The 18,409-nt window shown below is 66.0% G+C and carries 20 protein-coding genes and 1 tRNA gene; 12 read left to right on the top strand and 9 right to left on the bottom strand.

Translation table 11 applies throughout. The annotated features are described in order from the left end of the window. Positions 1-108: 108 nt before the first annotated feature. Together secG and tpiA are read right to left on the bottom strand one after the other, a co-directional pair. Positions 109-609 (bottom strand): preprotein translocase subunit SecG, encoded by a 501-nt coding sequence (secG, locus tag WFK98_RS09335; protein WP_336800030.1) that lies wholly within the window; start codon positions 607-609, stop codon positions 109-111. Between the two features lie 119 nt (positions 610-728). Beyond that, positions 729-1,499, bottom strand: coding sequence for a triose-phosphate isomerase (gene tpiA / locus WFK98_RS09340; protein WP_336800031.1), 771 nt, complete (start codon positions 1,497-1,499; stop codon positions 729-731). Positions 1,500-1,742: 243 nt separating this feature from the next. On the opposite strand from tpiA, the gene WFK98_RS09345 reads away from it, so the two are divergent. The 9 genes from WFK98_RS09345 (at position 1,743) to WFK98_RS09385 (ending at position 10,534) form a co-directional block, all read left to right on the top strand. Further along, a complete protein-coding gene (locus WFK98_RS09345) occupies positions 1,743-3,632 on the top strand; it encodes a SurA N-terminal domain-containing protein (protein ID WP_336800032.1) in 1,890 nt (629 codons plus the stop codon). A gap of 290 nt (positions 3,633-3,922) precedes the next feature. After that, positions 3,923-5,437: an anthranilate synthase component I gene (gene trpE / locus WFK98_RS09350; RefSeq protein ID WP_336800033.1), complete on the top strand. Its 1,515-nt coding sequence runs from the start codon at positions 3,923-3,925 to the stop codon at positions 5,435-5,437. A gap of 23 nt (positions 5,438-5,460) precedes the next feature. Next, positions 5,461-6,072, top strand: coding sequence for an anthranilate synthase component II (locus WFK98_RS09355; RefSeq protein WP_266337740.1), 612 nt, complete (start codon positions 5,461-5,463; stop codon positions 6,070-6,072). A 13-nt stretch (positions 6,073-6,085) separates the two neighbouring features. Next, positions 6,086-7,099 carry an anthranilate phosphoribosyltransferase gene (gene trpD / locus WFK98_RS09360; RefSeq protein WP_336800034.1) on the top strand — a complete coding sequence of 338 codons (1,014 nt, stop codon included), beginning with the start codon at positions 6,086-6,088 and terminating at the stop codon, positions 7,097-7,099. 4 nt (positions 7,100-7,103) lie between these two features. Beyond that, positions 7,104-7,904, top strand: a complete 801-nt coding sequence (trpC, locus tag WFK98_RS09365) for an indole-3-glycerol phosphate synthase TrpC (protein WP_336800035.1) — start codon at positions 7,104-7,106, stop codon at positions 7,902-7,904. A gap of 267 nt (positions 7,905-8,171) precedes the next feature. Continuing rightward, entirely contained in the window at positions 8,172-8,420 is a 249-nt protein-coding gene (locus WFK98_RS09370) for a GNAT family N-acetyltransferase (RefSeq protein WP_336800036.1), read from the top strand. Further along, complete coding sequence (gene moaC, locus WFK98_RS09375; RefSeq protein WP_266337744.1) at positions 8,420-8,914, top strand: cyclic pyranopterin monophosphate synthase MoaC; 495 nt, start codon at positions 8,420-8,422, stop codon at positions 8,912-8,914. The genes WFK98_RS09370 and moaC overlap by 1 nt, the downstream gene beginning before the upstream one ends. Next, positions 8,914-10,128, top strand: coding sequence for a molybdopterin molybdotransferase MoeA (locus tag WFK98_RS09380; RefSeq protein WP_336800037.1), 1,215 nt, complete (start codon positions 8,914-8,916; stop codon positions 10,126-10,128). The genes moaC and WFK98_RS09380 overlap by 1 nt, the downstream gene beginning before the upstream one ends. Positions 10,129-10,381: 253 nt before the next feature. After that, positions 10,382-10,534: a hypothetical protein gene (locus WFK98_RS09385; protein ID WP_336800038.1), complete on the top strand. Its 153-nt coding sequence runs from the start codon at positions 10,382-10,384 to the stop codon at positions 10,532-10,534. Positions 10,535-10,600: 66 nt separating this feature from the next. Here the strand turns inward: WFK98_RS09385 and WFK98_RS09390 are convergent, their stop codons facing one another. The 3 genes from WFK98_RS09390 to WFK98_RS09400 all read right to left on the bottom strand — a co-directional run bounded on the left by WFK98_RS09390 (position 10,601) and on the right by WFK98_RS09400 (position 13,272). Next, complete coding sequence (locus tag WFK98_RS09390; protein WP_336800039.1) at positions 10,601-11,386, bottom strand: endonuclease/exonuclease/phosphatase family protein; 786 nt, start codon at positions 11,384-11,386, stop codon at positions 10,601-10,603. A gap of 103 nt (positions 11,387-11,489) precedes the next feature. Further along, the gene (locus tag WFK98_RS09395; protein ID WP_336800040.1) at positions 11,490-11,771 is read right to left on the bottom strand and encodes a hypothetical protein; all 282 of its coding nucleotides are present in this window, start codon (positions 11,769-11,771) and stop codon (positions 11,490-11,492) included. A gap of 157 nt (positions 11,772-11,928) precedes the next feature. Further along, the gene (locus WFK98_RS09400) at positions 11,929-13,272 is read right to left on the bottom strand and encodes a UDP-glucose dehydrogenase family protein (RefSeq protein WP_266337749.1); all 1,344 of its coding nucleotides are present in this window, start codon (positions 13,270-13,272) and stop codon (positions 11,929-11,931) included. A 225-nt stretch (positions 13,273-13,497) separates the two neighbouring features. On the opposite strand from WFK98_RS09400, the gene WFK98_RS09405 reads away from it, so the two are divergent. Then, positions 13,498-13,573 (top strand) — tRNA-Lys (locus WFK98_RS09405). A 124-nt stretch (positions 13,574-13,697) separates the two neighbouring features. Beyond that, positions 13,698-14,021, top strand: coding sequence for a YnfA family protein (locus tag WFK98_RS09410; RefSeq protein WP_336800041.1), 324 nt, complete (start codon positions 13,698-13,700; stop codon positions 14,019-14,021). 6 nt (positions 14,022-14,027) lie between these two features. Here WFK98_RS09410 and WFK98_RS09415 read toward each other — a convergent pair whose 3' ends face one another. Together WFK98_RS09415 and WFK98_RS09420 are read right to left on the bottom strand one after the other, a co-directional pair. Then, positions 14,028-14,510: a hypothetical protein gene (locus WFK98_RS09415; protein ID WP_336800042.1), complete on the bottom strand. Its 483-nt coding sequence runs from the start codon at positions 14,508-14,510 to the stop codon at positions 14,028-14,030. 138 nt (positions 14,511-14,648) lie between these two features. After that, positions 14,649-14,885, bottom strand: coding sequence for an Lrp/AsnC ligand binding domain-containing protein (locus tag WFK98_RS09420; RefSeq protein ID WP_018184528.1), 237 nt, complete (start codon positions 14,883-14,885; stop codon positions 14,649-14,651). 509 nt (positions 14,886-15,394) lie between these two features. Between WFK98_RS09420 and WFK98_RS09425 the strand changes: the two genes are divergently transcribed. After that, positions 15,395-16,030 carry a MarC family protein gene (locus WFK98_RS09425; protein ID WP_336800043.1) on the top strand — a complete coding sequence of 212 codons (636 nt, stop codon included), beginning with the start codon at positions 15,395-15,397 and terminating at the stop codon, positions 16,028-16,030. Positions 16,031-16,156: 126 nt separating this feature from the next. Here the strand turns inward: WFK98_RS09425 and tgt are convergent, their stop codons facing one another. Beyond that, positions 16,157-17,287: a tRNA guanosine(34) transglycosylase Tgt gene (gene tgt / locus WFK98_RS09430; RefSeq protein WP_266337753.1), complete on the bottom strand. Its 1,131-nt coding sequence runs from the start codon at positions 17,285-17,287 to the stop codon at positions 16,157-16,159. Further along, entirely contained in the window at positions 17,284-18,366 is a 1,083-nt protein-coding gene (queA, locus tag WFK98_RS09435; RefSeq protein WP_336800044.1) for a tRNA preQ1(34) S-adenosylmethionine ribosyltransferase-isomerase QueA, read from the bottom strand. The genes tgt and queA overlap by 4 nt, the downstream gene beginning before the upstream one ends. Between the last annotated feature and the right edge of the window lie 43 nt (positions 18,367-18,409).

The following is an 18,409-nucleotide window of genomic DNA, read 5'->3' on the forward strand; positions in this document are numbered from 1 at the left end:
GCGCCAGAACGACGACCCAGCCTCCATTCACCAAACTCCCCTTCCCCAAATAAAACGTCGCCGCACGGGACCGCGCGGCGACGCGAAGGAAAAGGGCCTTTACGCGCTTTACTGCGAACTCGGCACCGCCGGAGCGGCAGGCTCGGCCGGAGCCGGTGCAGCCGGGGCCGGGGTTGCCGGAGCGGCTTCCGTCGCGGCCGGTGCCGCAGCGCCGGCCGGAGCGGCCTCGCCAGCAGGAGCCGTTGCCGGAGCCGGCGTCGAAGCCGCAGGCGTCGCCGCCGGCTTCTGGCCGGGCAGCTGATCCAGGATGCCCTGACCCGAGCCGCCCGGAACGGCCGGCGCCGAGGTCGACTGACCCTGGATCTGGTCGAGGATCGAGGCCGGCCGCTCACCATAGCGGCTGAGCAGGGCAAGGCCCATCGACGTGACGAAGAAGATCGCCGCCAGGATGGCCGTCGTACGGGTCAGCACGTTGGCCGAGCCGCGCGCCGTCATGAAGCCGCCGCCGCCGCCGATACCGAGCGCGCCGCCTTCGGAGCGCTGCAGCAAAACAACGGCGACGAGCGCGACGACCACCATGAGGTGGATCACGATGATGACTGTCTGCATCGATGTCTCTGATCAGAATTCAAAAAAGCTGGCGGCCTTGTACACGATCGTTTTGGCGGTTTCCAGTGCCGCGCCCCTGATATGGAGAGCGGAACGCCGGAGACAAGCCGCACGCCGTGTCACGCATAGGCCGCGGCGATGCCGAGAAAGTCAGCGGCCTTCAGGCTGGCGCCGCCGACGAGCGCGCCGTCGACATCGGCAATCTTGAGTATTTCGCCGGCGTTGGAAGGCTTTACCGAACCGCCATAGAGAATGCGGACGCGCGCGCCTTCAGCGCCAAAGCGCGCTACGAGACGCAGGCGGATATGGCCGTGCACCTCGGCGATGTCGGCATTGGACGGCGTGAGACCCGTGCCGATGGCCCAGACCGGCTCATAGGCGATAACCAGATTGGCGGCCGTCGCACCGTCGGGAATCGACCCGGCGAGCTGCGTGTCGACCACGGCGAGCGTGGTGCCGCCGCGCCGCTCGGCTTCGGTCTCTCCGATGCAGAGGATCGCCACCAGATCGGCCCGCCAGGCGGCTTCCGTCTTGGAACGGACGATCGCGTCCGTCTCGGAATGGTCCGTCCGGCGCTCCGAATGACCGACGATCACATGGGTCGCGCCGGTATCGGCGATCATCTCGGCCGAGATGTCGCCGGTATGCGCTCCGCTCGCCTTGACGTGGCAATCCTGCCCGCCGATCGAGATGCGGCTTCCGAGCGCGACGACCGCGAAAGGCACAAGCTGCGTCGCGGGCGGGCAGATGGCCAGATCGACCTTGCCCCGAAGCTCCGCACCATAGCCCGCGACGATATTGCCGAACTCGCTCGCCGAGGCCTTCAGTCCATTCATCTTCCAATTGCCGGCGATCAGCGGCTTCGGACGCGGGGATTGGGTGCTGGACATGAACGCTTCCTGATTTCCGGTGTTTGGATTCTTGTTGGCTCTTTTGCATAGCGACGGCGCGCCGAAGTCAAGGACCTGCCCGAATCGCACCCGCGGTCAGACGGCTGTCGGGGGCCGCGGAATCCCGGACGGAAGGTATGCTCGATGTTCCGTCACCGCGCGCCTTGCCCCGGCGAGGGGTCCTTTCTATGATCGCGCGCCCGAAGCGGGGCCGGTAAAGCCCCCGCGCGTTAGAGGACGTCGATGCTCAATACGATGCGCAAATACGCTGCCGGCTGGGTAGCGCAGATCTTGCTCGGCCTGCTCGTGCTGAGTTTCGCTGTCTGGGGCATCGCTGATGTCTTCAATGGTGTCAGCAAGCATTCCGTCGCCCGCGTCGGCGGCACGGATATCTCGTCGGTTAATTTCGATCGCGCCTATCGCCGCGAGCTGCAGGCGATGAGCCAGCGCGTCGGCCAGCAGATCACGCCGGACCAGGCCAAGATGCTCGGCATTCCGAACCAGGTGCTCGGCCGCCTCGTCACCGAGGCTTCGCTCGACGACCAGGCCAAGGACCTGTCGATCGGCGTTTCGCGTGACATGCTGATCCGCGAGATCGCCCAGGACCCCGCCTTCAAGGGCGCCGGCGGCACCTTCGACCGCAACTATTTCGTCTCTCTGCTGCGCAACAACGGCATGACCGAGGACGCCTACGTCCTGGAGCGCCGCGCGCAGGAGAAGCGCCAGCAGATCGCCGAGTCGATCTCGGGCGGCGCCACCGCGCCGGAAGCGCTCGCCAAGGCCCTGCACGAATACCAGACCGAGCAGCGGGACATCCGCTACCTCGTTCTCCCCGCCTCTTTGGTCGGCGAGATCCCGGCGCCGAACGCCGACGAGCTCACCAGCTATTACAATGACAACAAGGCGGACTGGCGCGCGCCGGAAGTGCGCTCGATCTCGCTGATCAAGCTCGGTCCCGACGAGGTCGCGCGGCCGGACGACATCACCGATGCCGACGCCCAGAAGGCCTATGACGCCGAAAAGGCGCGCTTCACGACGCCTGAAACCCGCCATGTCTTCCAGGCGGTGTTCGCGGACGAGAGCAGCGCCCAGACTGCGGCCGACCAGCTCAAGGCCGGCGAATCGTTCGAATCAATGCTCGAAGGCATCGGCAAGAAGCTTGGCGACAGCGATCTCGGCGTCATCACCCGCGACAAGCTGATCGACCCCAAGGTCGCCGAGGCCGCCTTCTCGCTTCCGGCGAACGGTTCCAGCGACGTCGTCAAGGGCAGCTTCGGCCCGGTCGTCATCCATGTCTCGGACATCGTTCCGGCGACGGTTAAGGCGTTTGACGAGGTCAAGGCAGATCTGAAGAAGGAACTGGCCCTGAATGCCGCCAAGGCGGACATCAACGGCCTGCGCGATTCGATTGAGGATGCCCGGGCTGGCGGAGCTTCGCTCGACGAGATCGCCACCAACAACAAACTGACGGTGAAGAAGATCGCCGTCGACCAGACCGGCAAGGACGCCACTGGCAACGCGGTCGCCGACATCCCGGCACAGGCGCAGCTGCTGAAGGATGCCTTCGCCAGCGATGTGGGCATCGACAACGCCGCGATCCCGACTGAGGATGGCGGCTATGTCTGGTTCAGCGTCACCGACATCAACGAAGCGCATGACCGCCCGCTCGACGAGGTCAAGGATAAGGTAATCGAGGCCTGGAAGAAGCAGGCCACGACCGACAAGCTGATCGCCAAGGCCAAGGACACCAAGGATCGCCTCGGCAAGGGCGAGACTCTCGACCAGATCGCCACCTCGCTGAACCTGCCCGTGCAGACGCTCGACAAGCAGACCCGCAGTTCGCGTCCGGCCGACAGCTTCTCGACCGAAGCGCTCAAGGCCGCGTTCGCCGGCCCGAAGGGCTCGGCCGACGTCGCTCCGGGCGCCCAGGACGGCGAACAGATCGTGTTGCAGGTCGCGGACGTCACCGAAACCCCGTACACTGAGGGCAGTGGCGACAGCGGCCAGATCACGCAGCAGCTTGCCGACGCCATGCAGAACGATCTTCTGCAGCAATATGTAGCCGAGTTGCAGCGCCAGCTCGGCGTGACGGTCAATCAGAGCGTCCTGCAACAGATCACAAGCGCCATCTGAGGGTTGATTGGAAACAATGTCGCCAAGCCATTTGCCCGATACGCAGTTCCGTCGGCCCTGCCCTGCGCAGGCCGCCGGCGCCGCTTTCGACGGAACGCAGGCCCTCGCCGGGGCCCGCGTCTGGCCGTCCTCGGGAAATGAGGCCGCGGCGACATGGTGGCGGCGCACGCAAACCTGGCGATGGCGTTGATCGCCTCCGGCTGACGCCGGGACGAGGAATGTCATCGCCGCGACCGCGTCGCGCACCAATCAAGGCTCCAGGAGCCTTCCCGAACTGATGGACTGAAACCATGTTGATCGAGCCGTCGCTGGAGACGATTTCGCCTGCCTACGAACAAGGGCGCGCGCAGGTCGTCTGGACCCGAATGGTTGCCGATTTGGAGACCCCGGTCTCCGCCATGCTCAAGCTCTCGGCCGGAAGGTCGAACACCTTCCTGCTCGAATCGGTCGAGGGCGGCGCCGTCCGCGGCCGTTACTCGATGATCGGCATCGAGCCGGACCTGCTCTTCCGCGCCTTCGGTGACCGCGCCGAAATCAACGTCACGCCGGCCGCCGATCCAGAGGCATACGCACCGCTGGAAGGCCGCTCGCTCGACGCGCTGCGCGACCTGATCGCCCGGTCGCATATCGACCTTCCGAAGACGCTGCCGCCGATGTCGGCCGGCATCTTCGGCTATCTCGGCTACGACATGGTCCGCCAGATGGAAGAGCTCGGCGCACCCAATCCCGACGCGCTCGGCGTTCCCGACGCGATCATGATGCGCCCGACGGTCATGGTGATCTTCGACGCGATCAAGGACGAGATCACCCTCGTCACCCCGATCCGGCCGGCGGCCGGCGTCACCGCCGCCCAGGCTCATGCCCGGGCGATCGAGCGGCTGACGGCGGCGGTCGACACGCTGGAAGGGCCGCTCAATCGCGGCGCCTCCCATTCGGACATCGATCTCGACGTGCCGGTCGTCTCCAACACGACGCATGAGCGCTATCTGGAGATGGTCGCCAAGGCTAAGGAGTACATTGCCGCCGGCGACATCTTCCAGGTCGTGCTGTCGCAACGCTTCGAGGCGCCGTTCAGCCTGCCGCCCTTCGCGCTCTACCGCGCGTTGCGCCGGACCAACCCGTCGCCCTTCCTGTATTTCCTCGATTTCGGCGGCTTCGCGGTCGCCGGATCGAGCCCGGAGATCCTCGTCCGCGTGCGAGATGGCGAGGTCACCATCCGCCCGATCGCGGGCACGCGCCGTCGCGGCGCCACTCCGGAGGCCGACAAGGCGCTGGCGGCGGAACTCCTCGCCGACCCGAAGGAGCTTGCCGAGCACCTGATGCTGCTCGACCTCGGCCGTAACGATGTCGGCCGCGTCGCCGAGATCGGCACGGTGAAGGTCACCGACAAGTTCTTCCTCGAATATTACAGCCAGGTCATGCACATCGTCTCGAATGTGATCGGCCGGCTATCGTCCGAATACGACATGCTGGACGCGCTCGCGGCCGGCTTCCCGGCCGGCACCGTCTCGGGAGCGCCGAAGGTCCGCGCCATGCAGATCATCGACGAGCTCGAGGGCGAGAAGCGCGGCATCTATGCCGGCTGCGTCGGCTATTTCTCCGCCGACGGCGCGATGGACACCTGCATCGTGCTCAGGACCTCGATCGTCAAGGACGGCAAGATGTACGCGCAGGCTGGCGCGGGCATCGTGGCGGACTCGGTGCCCGAGAGCGAACACCAGGAATGCGTCGCCAAGGCGAGCGCGCTCTTCCGTGCGGCTGAGGAAGCGGTAAAGTTCGCTTCTCAGGCTGGTCGCGGACAGTAGTCGAAGCGGAGGGACACGACATCATGGCCTTTCTCGTCATCGATAACTACGACAGCTTCACCTACAACCTCGTCCACTATCTGGGGGAGCTTGGCGCGAAGCTGATCATCAAGCGCAACGACAAGATCACCGTCGAGGAAGTGATCGCCCTCGATCCCGAGGGGATCGTGCTTTCACCCGGCCCCTGCACGCCAAACGAGGCCGGCATCTGCCTCGACCTGATCGAGCGGGTCGGCGACACCATTCCGATCTTCGGCGTCTGCCTCGGGCACCAGGCGATCGGCCAGGCGATGGGTGGCGATGTCATCCGCGCGCCAAGCCAGATGCACGGCAAGATCTCGACCATCACTCACACTGGCAAGAGCGTGTTCCGGGGCATCAACGGTCCGTTCAAGGCCACCCGCTACCACTCGCTGACGGTGAAGCGCGAGACCATGCCGGCGGTGCTGGAGATCACGGCAGAGTCGGAAGACGGCGTCGTCATGGGCGCCATGCACAAGACCCTGCCGATGCACGGCGTGCAGTTCCATCCGGAGAGCATCGCCTCCGAACATGGGCACCTGATGCTGAAGAACTTCCTCGACATGGCGGCCGAGTGGAATGCGAAGAACCGCACTCCCCGGTCGGTCGCGTGAGGTAGATCGCAGAATGACCGACCTCAAATCCCTTATCGCCAAGATCGCCGCGGGCAAGTCGCTCGAGCGGGCCGAGGCGGAATCGGCCTTCGACGTGATCATGTCCGGGTCGGCGACGCCAGCGCAGATCGGCGGCTTCCTGATCGGGCTGCGCGTACGCGGCGAGACCGTCGACGAGATCGCCGGCGCGGTCGCGACCATGCGATCCAAGATGCTGCCGGTTGACGCGCCGGCCGACGCGATCGACATCGTCGGCACGGGCGGCGACGGAGCTCATACCTACAATATCTCGACCGCCTCGGCTTTTGTCGTGGCGGGCGCGGGCGTGCCGGTCGCCAAGCATGGCAACCGGGCTGTCTCGTCGAAATCCGGCGCCGCCGACGTGCTGGCGGCGCTCGGCGTGAACGTTGACATCCAGCCGGAGAAGATCGGCCGAGCCATCCGCGAGGCCGGCATCGGCTTCATGTTCGCACCGATGCATCATTCGGCGATGAAGCATGTCGGCCCTGCCCGTGTCGAACTCGGCACGCGGACAATCTTCAACCTGCTCGGGCCGCTCTCCAATCCCGGCGGCGTCAAGCGGCAGCTGGTCGGCGTCTATTCGGAAGAATGGGTTGAACCGGTGGCGCAGGTGCTGGCGGCGCTCGGATCGGAAAGCGCCTGGGTGGTACATGGCGCCGGCGGCGTCGACGAGATCACGACGGCCGGCGCGACGAAGGTCGCCGCGCTCAAGAACGGCAAGGTGGAGACCTTCACGGTCGAGCCTGGCTCGGTCGGCCTTCCCGTCTCGCCCGTTGAGGCGATCCGCGGCGGCGACGCCGAACATAACGCGGCGGCGCTGCGCGCCCTGCTCGAAGGCGAGCCCGGCGCCTATCGCGACACGGTGCTGATGAATGCCGGCGCGGCGCTGATCGTCGCCGGCCGCGCCGCCTCGCTGGCCGATGGGGTGGCGCTCGCCGCCGCCTCGATCGACGAGGGCCGCGCCCACGAACGCCTCGATCGCCTGGTCGCGATCACCAACGGATAAGCCGATGACCGATATCCTGCAGAAGATCGAAGCGACCAAGCGCGAAGAGATCGCCGCCGCCAAGGCGGCGGTGCCGATGGCCGAGATCGTCGCCCGCGCCAAGGACCAGCCGCCGGCGCGCGGCTTCGCCGACGCCATCCGCAGAAAGCTCGCCGCCAGCGAGCCGGCGCTGATCGCCGAAATCAAGAAGGCCAGCCCCTCCAAGGGCCTGATCCGGCCGGATTTCGACCCGCCGTCGCTGGCGCGCGCCTACAAGGCAGGCGGCGCCGCCTGCCTGTCGGTCCTGACAGACATGCCCTATTTCCAGGGTTCGCCGGATTATCTTGTCGCAGCCCGCGAGGCGGTCGATCTGCCGGCGCTGCGCAAGGATTTCCTCTACGAGGACTATCAGGTCTACGAGGCGCGGGCCTGGGGCGCCGACTGCATCCTGATCATCCTCGCCGGCGTCTCGGACGATGTCGCGAAATCACTCGAGGATACGGCGCTGTCGCTCGGCATGGACGTCCTGCTCGAGGCCCATGACCAGGACGAGCTGGAACGGGCGCTGAAGCTCGCCTCGCCGCTGCTCGGCATCAACAACCGCAACCTGCGCACCTTCGAAGTATCGCTAGAGACCTCGGAACGGCTGGCGCCGCTGGTGCCGGACGACCGCATTCTTGTCGGCGAGAGCGGCATATTCACGCCGGACGACATCGCGCGCATGCGCCGGGCGCGCATCGGCACCTATCTCGTCGGCGAAAGCCTGATGCGGCAGGAGGATGTGGCGGCGGCCACCGCGCATCTTCTGGGCCGCGCATCGGCCTGATCATGACCATCTCCATCCGTCCGGCCCACCCGGACGAATGCCCGTCGCTGCGTACGGTCGAACGCGACGCCGGCCAGCGCTTTCGCGAGGTCGGCCTCGCAGCGGTCGCCGACAGCGACACCACCAGCGAAGCCTTCCTGCGCTCGCTTTTCGCGCATGGCGTCGTGTTGTGCGCGGCCGAGGGCGACGATGCGCCGGTCGGCTTCCTGCTGGCCGGCCGGCTCGACGACGCGCTGCACATCTACGAGCTCTCCGTCGCTACCGCTTATGGCGGCCAGGGCGTCGGCGGCGCTGCTGGCCGCTGCCGAGCACGAAGCCCGCCGGCGCGACCTGTCGCGGCTGACGCTCGCCACCTTCCGCGACGTGCCGTGGAACCGTCCCTTCTACGAGCGGCGCGGCTTCCTCGAAGTGCTGCCGGACGATTGGACGCCGGCTTTCTTTCTGTTGCATGCTGGCGAGGAACTCTCGGGTCTGCCGCTCGAAAACCGCCTGTTCATGCGCAAGGAGCTTGGCTGATGCCCCCTCGCCTCACTCATCTGGACGAGACCGGCGCCGCGCACATGGTCGATGTCTCGGCCAAGGCGATCACTGAGCGCACGGCGGTCGCCGAAGGCACAGTGACGATGCAGCCGGCGACGCTCGACCTCATCCGCTCCGGCACGGCCGCCAAGGGCGATGTCATCGCGACCGCCCGGATCGCCGGCATCATGGCGGCGAAGAAGACGCATGAGCTGATCCCGCTCTGCCATCCGATCATGCTGTCGAAGGTGAAGATCGAGATCGAGTTCGAGGACACGCTGCCAGGCCTTCGCATCCGCGCGACGACCAAGGTGGCCGAGCGCACCGGCGTCGAGATGGAGGCGCTGACCGCCGTTTCCGTCGCCTGCCTCACCATCTACGACATGGCCAAGGCCGTCGACCGTGGCATGACGATCGGCGGCATCCGCCTGATCGAAAAGACGGGCGGTCGGTCCGGCGACTGGACCGCAGAATCCGAAAGCGCCGGCTGATGGCGGGTGATCTTCTCCCGGTCGGGGACGCGATTGCCCGCGTCACGCAGGACGTCGAACCGACCTCGGCCGAGACCGTGCCCCTGGGCGCGGCGCTGAACCGTGTCCTGGCGGAGCCCCTGGCCGCAAGGCGCACGCAGCCACCGTTCGATGTCTCCGCGATGGATGGCTATGCCGTGCGCGCCGCCGACGTCGCCGCCCTGCCCGTTTTGCTGACCCAGATCGGCGCGGCGCCGGCCGGCCACGCCTTCGCCGGCACGGTCGGCCCGGACCAGACGGTGCGCATCTTCACCGGCGCGCCGGTTCCCGACGGCGCCGACGCCATCCTGCTGCAGGAAGATGCCGTCGTCGAAGCGGATGGCCGCATCCGCGCGACAGAAACAGTTCGTCCGCGTCAGCATATCCGCGCCAAAGGCCTCGATTTCGTCGAGGGCGATATCCTGCTCCCGCCTGGCGCCCGGCTCGGCATGCGCCAACTGACGCTCGCCGCCGCGCTCAACCATGGCGCGGTTCCCGTCCGCCGCCGCCCGCGCGTCGCCATCATCGCCACCGGCGACGAACTGGTTTCGCCCGGCTCTGAACTCGGCCCGCACCAGATCGTGGCCTCCAACAGTTTCGGCATTGCGGCTTTGGTCGAGCTTCTGGGTGGCACGGCCATCGATCTCGGCATCGTGCCGGACGATCGCGCGGCACTTGCCGACACCATCGATCGCGCCATGGATAGCGGAGCCGACATCCTGGTGACGCTGGGCGGCGCCTCGGTCGGCGAGCACGACTTCGTGCGCGAGGTGCTGGTCGAACGTGGCATGAAGCTCGATTTCTGGAAGATCGCCATGCGCCCCGGCAAGCCGCTGATGTTCGGCCGGCTCGGCCCCATGCGTGTGCTGGGCCTGCCCGGCAATCCGGTCTCCAGCCTGGTCTGCGGACTGCTGTTCCTGAAGCCGCTGATCCAGCGACTGCTCGGGCTGCCGCTCGTCGATGAAACCGAGCAGGCTGAACTTGGCGGACCGGTCGGCGCCAACGATCGCCGCCAGGACTATGTCCGCGCCAGCCTGGTCGACCTGCCGGACGGCCGGCACGTCGCGACGCCATTGCCGCGCCAGGACAGTTCGATGCTGTCGACCTTCGCGCAGGCCCTTTGCTTGATCATCCGCCCACCTTTCGCGCCAGAGGCGGCCAAGGGAGCGCCCTGCCGGATCCTGCGATTGCCCTGAAATTCGGCGATTCGACAAATCGCCGAATTTTTTCGCAAAAGGTCAAGACTCTTTCTTCACACGGCCGAATTCTGCTCTAATATGTCGCCGTTCCATCCTCGGCCGAGGAACCACGCGCCGGTGCAATAGTTGCACTGGAGCGGTTAGGGCCGTGGGAGGTGTTCTATGGCCAACTCGATCATGAAGCTGCCCTTGAGCAAGCGTACGCTGCAGTTCGGCTCGAGCTTCGCCGCAGGCGCCATGATGCTGTCGCATGAATCGATCCGAGCTGTCCCGCTACGACGACCTCGTCACCGACCTCTGCTGCCTGCCGACATCGACAAGCGGGTCGTCGCATCATCGCAAGGCGCCCGTGGACAAGAGGCGCACGCGCTGGACGATCTGGACGCTAGCGGCCGGCAAGTAGAAGTCGCGAACTCAGAAACACCGGAAGCCGGGCTCTTATTCGATCGGCTCGCTCTTCGCGATAGCGTCAGGCAGCGCCCATGGCGGCATGCGGCGCGGCGGGCTTGGCGTGCGCGCGAAAATCGAGGTCGACCACCAGTGGCAGGTGATCCGAGGCGACACGGGCAAGCGGCGTGCGCACGACCTCGACGTTCTTGACCGCCGCCCGGCCGCGCAGCCACACATGGTCGATCCGGAGCGTCGGCAGTCGTCCCGGAAAGGTCGGCTTCGCCTTCCGCTCGCCCCAGACCTTCTGCACATCGACAAACTCCGACGCGAGCCGACGATATGGCGAAAGTCCGGGAGGCGCGTTGAAATCACCGAGAAAGACGACCGGCTCTCGGCACTCGGGATGACCGAGCCATTCCGGCCCGAGGAGCGTGGAAAGCTGCAGCATCTGCTCATGCGGCCAGACGCCGAGATGCGTGTTCACCACCTGCACCTCGACCCCGCCGACCTGCACGGCGGCCCAGAGCGCGCCGCGCGGCTCGACCTTGATGCGGTCGTGGAAGCCCGGCAGCACGCCCATCTTCTTCATCGAATAGGGCAGCCGGGTGAGGATCGCGTCGCCATAATGCTCGTCCGGGCCGATCCGCGTCGAAGGATGGAAGCGCACCTCCATCCCGAGCATTTCGGCCAGCACCTGAGCCTGGTCGACCCGCCCGCTCCGCGGCCTGCCGACGTCGATCTCCTGCAGCGCTACGATATCCGGCGCGCAGGCCTGGATGACGTGGGCGATGCGCTCCGGCGACAACTTCTTGTCGATCCCGACGCAGGCATGGACGTTGTAGGAGAGGATGCGGGCGGTGCTCATGAGAACCAAGTTAGCGAAGGCCGTCGGGAACACAATTCAACTTAGTCCAAATCCGTAGACATCCCGCGAGTTCCCTCGCCCGGCCTGCGACCACCGGCTCGGCTCAGGAGCGACGGCGGTGGACCGAGGCGCCGAGAGCCGCCACCCAGGTGCGAGCGGGCTTGAAATCCGGCTCGCGCTGCCCGGCCTCGAGCTCGGCGATCAGCGTGGCCAGCTTGCCGGCCAGCACGTCCAGCGTCTCGATGTCGTACTTGTCGGTCTTGGGATCGGCTTCCATCTCGCGGCGAATGACGGTGAATGCCTGCATCCAGCTCTCGGTATCCTCGACCGAGGCGCCGGGTTGAAGGGCATTGTGCAATGCGCCCAAAAGCTCGAGAACGTCCATGTGACCCATACCCACTGCTTGTGATGGCCCCTTATCCATCGCAAGCAGCCCGCCATCAAGGGCCGCACCATTCTCAATCAAGTGCACATCTGCGTGCGCCCGCCATGCCGGGCGCGCCGGCATGACGCTAGGCGATCGGTCCGGAGAGCCGGCGGCGCTATTCGGCGGCGACGTCAAGGTGGAACGCGGCATCGTCGCCGGGACGGCCAACGCTGAAATAGCGAAAGCCTTCGCGAACGACATCCTCGCGACGATAGATGTTGCGCAGGTCGACCATCAACGGCGTGCGCATAGTCGCCTTCAGCCGCTTCAGGTCGAGCGCCCGGAAGATATCCCATTCCGTCACGATGACGAGGACATCGGCATCCTGTGCAGCGTCATAGGCATCCGTGGCGTAGTGGACGTCGGCAAGGACCTGCCGCGCCGGCTCGATGCCTTCGGGGTCGAAGGCCGAAACCCGCGCGCCCGCATCCTGCAGCGCCTGGATGATCGACAGCGACGGCGCTTCGCGCATGTCGTCGGTATTCGGCTTGAAGGTCAGGCCGAGGACGGCGACCTTCTTGCCGCGGATCTCGCCCCCCGAGGCCTGGATCACCTTGCGCGCCATGGCACGCTTGCGCTGGTCGTTGATCGAGACGGTGGTTTCGATCAGCCGTAGCGGCGTTCCCTGGTCCTGAGCCGTCTTGACGAGGGCCAGCGTGTCCTTTGGGAAGCACGAACCGCCATAGCCGGGGCCGGCATGCAGGAATTTCGAACCGATGCGGTTGTCGAGGCCGATGCCGCGCGACACCGCCTGGACGTCGGCGCCGACGCTCTCGCAGAGATCGGCCATCTCGTTGATGAAGGTGATCTTCATCGCCAGGAAGGCGTTGGCGGCGTACTTGATCAGTTCGGAGGAGCGGCGCGACGTGAACAGGATCGGCGCCTGGTTCAGGTAGAGCGGCCGATACACGCCCGCCATCACATCCTTGCCGCGCTCGCCTTCGACGCCGACGACGATTCGGTCGGGCCGCTTGAAATCGGCGATCGCCGCGCCCTCGCGCAGGAACTCGGGATTGGATACCACCGCCACGTCCGCATCCGGATTGGTCTCGCGGATGATCCGCTCTACCTCGTCGCCGGTGCCGACAGGCACAGTCGACTTGGTGACGACGACGGTGAAGCCCTTGACCGCCTGGGCGATCTCGCGCGCCGCCGCATAGACGTAGGAGAGATCGGCATGGCCATCGCCGCGCCGCGACGGCGTGCCGACCGCGATGAAGACGACATCCGCCTCGCCGACAGGGCCCGCCAGTTCGGTGGTGAAGGAGAGGCGGCCTGCCCGGACGTTGGAAGCGACCAGCGCTTCGAGCCCGGGCTCGAAGATCGGGATATGGTTCTGCTTCAGAGCCTCGATCTTGGCCGCGTCCTTGTCGATGCAGGTGACGTCGTGGCCGAAATCCGCGAGACATGCGCCGGAGACGAGGCCGACATAACCAGAACCGATCATCGCTATGCGCATGCTGACGCCTTCACTTTTGCCGTGATCCCGAACCTGGAACCATTGTAACGGACGAATATGGCGGCTTGATACCCTATCCCGGCGCAGCAATCGCCCGCAAACATGCAGGCGCCGGCCGACGATCGACGAAATCCGTGGACCGTTGGCCATACTCGGCCAGTGGGACTATTGACCCATCCGCCCGCGACGACTAGGTTCCGCCCCAATTCGAGGCACTGCCTCGATGAGCCCGTAGCTCAGCCGGTAGAGCACGTGACTTTTAATCATGGGGTCTCGGGTTCGAATCCCGACGGGCTCACCACTCCCCTGCTTCGTCCCATTCGACAAGACTGACCACCCAAGGCGATCCCGCCTTGCGAGGGCCGAGCGGATGGGATCCGCCCACATGTCGGCGGTCGCGCCGAAATGATCCATACGGGGCTGCCATGGTTTCGATCGCGATCTACGTCGCCGCCGGGCTGGCGGAAATCGCCGGTTGCTTCGCCTTCTGGGCGTGGCTGAAGCTCGATCACTCCCCCTTGTGGCTCGTGCCAGGCGCCCTGTCGCTCGCCCTCTTCGCCTATCTGCTGACATGGATCGACAGCGCTGCCGCCGGCCGCGCCTATGCGGCCTATGGCGGCATCTATATCGCGCTGTCGATCCTGTGGCTCTGGATCGTCGAGGGCGCCCGGCCCGATCGCTGGGATTTCGCCGGCGCCGCCATCTGCATCGCCGGCGCGTCGGTCATCCTGTTCGCGCCGCGCGGCTGAAGCCGCTTATTGCTGCGCCTTGGGCGGCTTGCCGTTCGACTTGAACGAGCCCGTGAAGGTGCCTTCCGCCGTCTTGGCCGTGCAGGTGACGATCGCCGGCTTGCCGGAATAGGGATCGCTGAACTTGCAGAGCCCCTCGGTCGCGTGAAGGATCTTCGGCTCCTTGCCGGAGCGGATATTGACGTCGACCACCGGCAATCCGGCAATGCCCGTCTTCTTGTCGCCCGAAAGCTTGGTCGCGTCGCCGGTGAAACCGATCAGCGTCTTGCCCTGCGTGAAGATGAACATGACGGCGCCGCCCGGCATGGGCTGGCTTGCCACCTCGTTGCGGCACTGCTTCGTGGCGTCCTTGCCGGCGACGACGAGCTTGTCGCACTTGCCGGCGCTGACCATCAGCGGCGGCGCGACCGGCTTGTTCTGCGCCTGCGCCGCCAGCGGCGCCAGCATGAGTGCGGATGCGATCAGGCTCGTCTTCATCATCGTCGTCATGTCGTCTCGCTTCAGCTCGTCTCGCGTCAGGACTACCCGCTCCTTCCTGAGGCAAGAAGCAGGCGAAAGATGGATGCGACTCTCCTTACGCGGGCCCGGCTGATTTGCACAGCACCTGATGATCTGGCTGGGGTGACCCTAGAAGGCCCGGAAGGTCATGATCGTGCGCGTATCGCGGATGCCGTCGAAACGCTGCACCGATTCGGTGACGAAATGGCCGGGATCGGCGTCGTCCGGCAGGTAGAACTTCACCAGGAGGTCGAATTCGCCAGCGGTCGAATAGATCTCCGAGGCGATCTCCGCGTCGGCGATGGCATTCGCCACCTCATAGGCACGCCCGAGATGGCATTTGATCTGGACGAAAAGGGCTCGCATCAGGGCCTCCGGCAGGGCGTCATGTGATGGATGGGGATATCAGGTCCGTCCCCCTCCCGGCAATCCACTCCGCTCCGGCGGCATCGGCGCCTGGCCGTCCCTCCGGCCGCGCGCGAACCTCGCCGGAAGCGCCAGGCAGGCGCAAAACCTTGCCATTCTGCCGCGGGCGGCTAGTTCAAGCGATGGATCCACGAGATCCGACGCGTTGCCGGAGTGCATGATGTCCCGCATTGCCTTCACGACGATCGTCTTCCTGCTGGCCGCCTCGCTGTTTTCGACCGCCGCCATCGCCGCGGAATCGGCTGCCGACAGCACCAAGGCGATCCGACTGTTTCCATAGTCCTCCCAGCCTCCCTCCCCGTCCAGCCGGTCGAAAACAGCGTCATCGGAATGCAGTCTCGGCATGCGACGGGACGGCACGCCTGAATAGGCGGTGATCCTCTTGACCAACCCTGAAGCGAAGGAAAGGATGCACCGCAACAAGCGGATGCACAGGAGACCGGGGGCCAATGGACGTCACATTTGCGATCAAGATTTTTTCGGCATTGTTTGCGATCATCAACCCGATCGCGGGTGTACCCATATTCCTCTCGCTGACAGCGGGCATGGCCCCGGGTGAGCAGCGCCGGACCGCCATCCTCGTCACGATTACCGTCGCAATCGGCAGCGTCGTTTCCGCGCTTGCCGGAACCGCGATTCTGGAATTCTTCGGTCTGACGGTGAATAATTTCCGCCTCGCCGGAGGCCTCGTCGTCCTCCTGCTGGCCCTATCCCTGCTCAACGGCGAGGACAGCCCCGCACATGCCGGATCGGCTGCGGAACAAAAGACCTACAAGACCGCAAGCAATGTCGCGTTCTATCCGATGAGCATTCCGCTCCTGCTTGGCCCGGGTTCCATCGCAACCCTGGTGGTCTATGCCCACGAGGGAAGATCGACCGGCCAGGAGATGGCGTTCTGGATCGGCCTCGCCGCTTTCCTCGTCGTCCTCGCCGCAATGATGATAGCGGCCCCGTTCATCGGACGCGTCGTTTCGCCGACGGTCATGAGCGTGACCAAGCGCCTCATGGGGATGATCCTCGCCGCGATCGGCGTGGAAATGATGGTCACGAGTCTGACGGCGCTGTTCCCGGGCTGGACCCACTGACGGCGCCGACAGCCGGAGCGCTTCTCCTCCCTCCGCCCGGCGGAGGGAGCGGGTCGATCGAAGCTGCGGGGGCAGGATCAAAGACCATTTAAAGAGCGCGCCCGCGACCGCGGCGAGAAGAAGCCCTCAGAGCGCGGGGATGTCGCCCCGCGCCCAGCCTTCCTTGGTCGCCAGGCGGAATTCCTCGAACCGTCCCTCGTCGATCGCCGCGCGGATGCCGGCCATCAGGCTCTGGTAATAGGCGAGGTTGTTCCAGGTCAGCAGCATCGACGCCAGCGTCTCGCCCGACTTGAAGAGGTGATGCAGGTAGGCGCGCGAATAATCGCGGCTCGCCGGGCAGTCCGACGCCTCGTCGAGCGGACGATGATCTTCCGCATGGCGGGCGTTCTTGAGGTTCACCTTGCCGAAGCGGGTGAAGGCGAGGCCGTGCCGGCCGGCGCGCGTCGGCATCACGCAGTCGAACATGTCGATGCCGCGCGCCACCGATTCGAGGATATCGTCCGGCGTGCCGACGCCCATCAGGTAGCGCGGCTTCAACTCCGGCATTTCCGGCGTGGTGATCGACAGGATGTCGAGCATCACTTCCTGCGGTTCGCCGACGGCGAGGCCGCCGACCGAATAGCCCTTGAAATCCATGGCGGCGAGCGCCCTGGCGCTCTCGATCCGCAGACGCGGATTGTCGCCGCCCTGGACGATGCCGAAGATCGCCTTGCCCGGCTGGTCGCCGAAGGCGGCCTTGGAGCGCTCGGCCCAGCGCAGCGACAGGTTCATCGCGCGCTCGATTTCCTTCTCGGTCGTCGGCAGGCCGACGCATTCGTCGAGCTGCATCTGGATGTCGCTACCGAGCAGGCCCTGGATCTCGACCGAGCGTTCGGGCGTCAGCTCATAGCGGCGGCCGTCGACATGGCTCTGGAAGGTGACGCCCTTCTCGTTCAGCTTGCGCAGCTTGGAGAGCGACATCACCTGGAAACCGCCGGAATCGGTCAGGATCGGGTGCGGCCACTGCGCGAAGGTGTGCAGGCCGCCGAGCTTCGCCACCCGTTCCGCGCCGGGGCGCAGCATCAGGTGATAGGTGTTGCCGAGGATCACGTCGGCCCCGAGGTCGCGCACCTGGCCCGGATACATCGCCTTGACGGTGCCGGCCGTGCCGACCGGCATGAAGGCTGGTGTGCGGATGGTCCCGCGCGGCATGGAGATCTCGCCGCGTCGCGCCATGCCGTCCTTGGCGAGCAGCTTGAAGGTGAATTGCTCGGTCATGGTGTCTCGTTCGGGAAAAGCAGCGACGCATCGCCGTAGGAATAGAAGCGGTAGCCGGTGGCGATCGCGTGCTCATAGGCCGCCCGCATCGTCTCCAGCCCGGCAAAGGCCGAGACGAGCATGAACAGGGTCGAGCGCGGCAGGTGGAAATTGGTCATCAAGAGATCGATCGCGCGGAAGCGGTAGCCCGGCGTAATGAAGATACTGGTCGGGCCATGGAACGGCCGGATGATCTTGTCTTCGCCGGCGGCGCTCTCGAGCAGTCGCAGGGACGTCGTACCGACGGCGATGACGCGGTTGCCGCGCGCCCGCACCGCATTGAGCGCATCCGCCGTCGCGGCCGAGACCTCGCCGATCTCGGCGTGCATCTTGTGCTCTTCAGTATCGTCGGCCTTGACCGGCAGGAAGGTGCCGGCGCCGACATGCAGCGTCACGAAATGCCGCTCGACGCCCAGCGCGTCGAGACGCGCGAACAGGTCCGGCGTGAAATGCAGGCCGGCGGTCGGCGCGGCGACGGCGCCCTCCTCGCGGGCATAGATCGTCTGGTAGTCCTGCCGGTCCTCGTCGTCCTCGTGGCGCTTCGAGGCGATGTAGGGCGGCAGCGGGATATGGCCGACGGAAGCGATCGCCTCATCGAGCGCCGGACCGCTGAGGTCGAAGGCGAGCACGACTTCGCCCGCATCGCCCTTTTCGGCGACGGTCGCGGCGAGGCCCGCAAGCAGGCAGGCGCGATCGGCGCTCTCGCCGAACTGGATGCGATCGCCGAGCTGCAGCTTCTTGGCCGGACGCACGAAAGCCCGCCAGCGGTCCGCCGCCTCGCGCATGTGCAGCGTCACGCCGATCCGCGCCGCGACGCCGTCACGCACCCGCTCGCCAAAGAGCTGGGCCGGGATCACCTTGGTGTCGTTGAACACGAGCGCATCGCCCGGGCGGAGCATGTCCGGCAGCTCGCGCACGATGCGGTCCTCAAGGGGCTCTCCCTGTCGGACGACGAGCAGCCGGGCGGCGTCGCGCGGCCGGGCAGGCCGCAGGGCGATATTCTCCTCGGGGAGCTCAAAATCGAATAGGTCGACGCGCATTCTCTCGTTCCGCTGCGTATGCGCGCCCTTCCTAACGGGCGAA

The organism is Kaistia sp. MMO-174 (genome assembly GCF_037147815.1).
In the GTDB taxonomy this organism is placed as follows: Bacteria; Pseudomonadota; Alphaproteobacteria; order Rhizobiales; family Kaistiaceae; genus Kaistia; species Kaistia nematophila.

What these genes read in the sequence shown, in the direction of transcription:
- WFK98_RS09355 (WP_266337740.1), top strand. Translation starts at nt 5,461, where the DNA reads ATGGCCTTTCTCGTCATCGATAACTACGACAGCTTCACCTACAACCTC.
- WFK98_RS09410 (WP_336800041.1), top strand. Translation starts at nt 13,698, where the DNA reads ATGGTTTCGATCGCGATCTACGTCGCCGCCGGGCTGGCGGAAATCGCC.
- moaC (WP_266337744.1), top strand. Translation starts at nt 8,420, where the DNA reads ATGCCCCCTCGCCTCACTCATCTGGACGAGACCGGCGCCGCGCACATG.
- trpC (WP_336800035.1), top strand. Translation starts at nt 7,104, where the DNA reads ATGACCGATATCCTGCAGAAGATCGAAGCGACCAAGCGCGAAGAGATC.
- WFK98_RS09420 (WP_018184528.1), bottom strand. Translation starts at nt 14,885, where the DNA reads ATGCGAGCCCTTTTCGTCCAGATCAAATGCCATCTCGGGCGTGCCTAT.
- tgt (WP_266337753.1), bottom strand. Translation starts at nt 17,287, where the DNA reads ATGACCGAGCAATTCACCTTCAAGCTGCTCGCCAAGGACGGCATGGCG.
- tpiA (WP_336800031.1), bottom strand. Translation starts at nt 1,499, where the DNA reads ATGTCCAGCACCCAATCCCCGCGTCCGAAGCCGCTGATCGCCGGCAAT.
- WFK98_RS09395 (WP_336800040.1), bottom strand. Translation starts at nt 11,771, where the DNA reads ATGGACGTTCTCGAGCTTTTGGGCGCATTGCACAATGCCCTTCAACCC.
- trpE (WP_336800033.1), top strand. Translation starts at nt 3,923, where the DNA reads ATGTTGATCGAGCCGTCGCTGGAGACGATTTCGCCTGCCTACGAACAA.
- WFK98_RS09425 (WP_336800043.1), top strand. Translation starts at nt 15,395, where the DNA reads ATGGACGTCACATTTGCGATCAAGATTTTTTCGGCATTGTTTGCGATC.
- WFK98_RS09385 (WP_336800038.1), top strand. Translation starts at nt 10,382, where the DNA reads ATGAATCGATCCGAGCTGTCCCGCTACGACGACCTCGTCACCGACCTC.
- queA (WP_336800044.1), bottom strand. Translation starts at nt 18,366, where the DNA reads ATGCGCGTCGACCTATTCGATTTTGAGCTCCCCGAGGAGAATATCGCC.
- WFK98_RS09390 (WP_336800039.1), bottom strand. Translation starts at nt 11,386, where the DNA reads ATGAGCACCGCCCGCATCCTCTCCTACAACGTCCATGCCTGCGTCGGG.
- WFK98_RS09345 (WP_336800032.1), top strand. Translation starts at nt 1,743, where the DNA reads ATGCTCAATACGATGCGCAAATACGCTGCCGGCTGGGTAGCGCAGATC.
- WFK98_RS09370 (WP_336800036.1), top strand. Translation starts at nt 8,172, where the DNA reads ATGGCGGCCAGGGCGTCGGCGGCGCTGCTGGCCGCTGCCGAGCACGAA.
- secG (WP_336800030.1), bottom strand. Translation starts at nt 609, where the DNA reads ATGCAGACAGTCATCATCGTGATCCACCTCATGGTGGTCGTCGCGCTC.
- WFK98_RS09400 (WP_266337749.1), bottom strand. Translation starts at nt 13,272, where the DNA reads ATGCGCATAGCGATGATCGGTTCTGGTTATGTCGGCCTCGTCTCCGGC.
- WFK98_RS09380 (WP_336800037.1), top strand. Translation starts at nt 8,914, where the DNA reads ATGGCGGGTGATCTTCTCCCGGTCGGGGACGCGATTGCCCGCGTCACG.
- trpD (WP_336800034.1), top strand. Translation starts at nt 6,086, where the DNA reads ATGACCGACCTCAAATCCCTTATCGCCAAGATCGCCGCGGGCAAGTCG.
- WFK98_RS09415 (WP_336800042.1), bottom strand. Translation starts at nt 14,510, where the DNA reads ATGACGACGATGATGAAGACGAGCCTGATCGCATCCGCACTCATGCTG.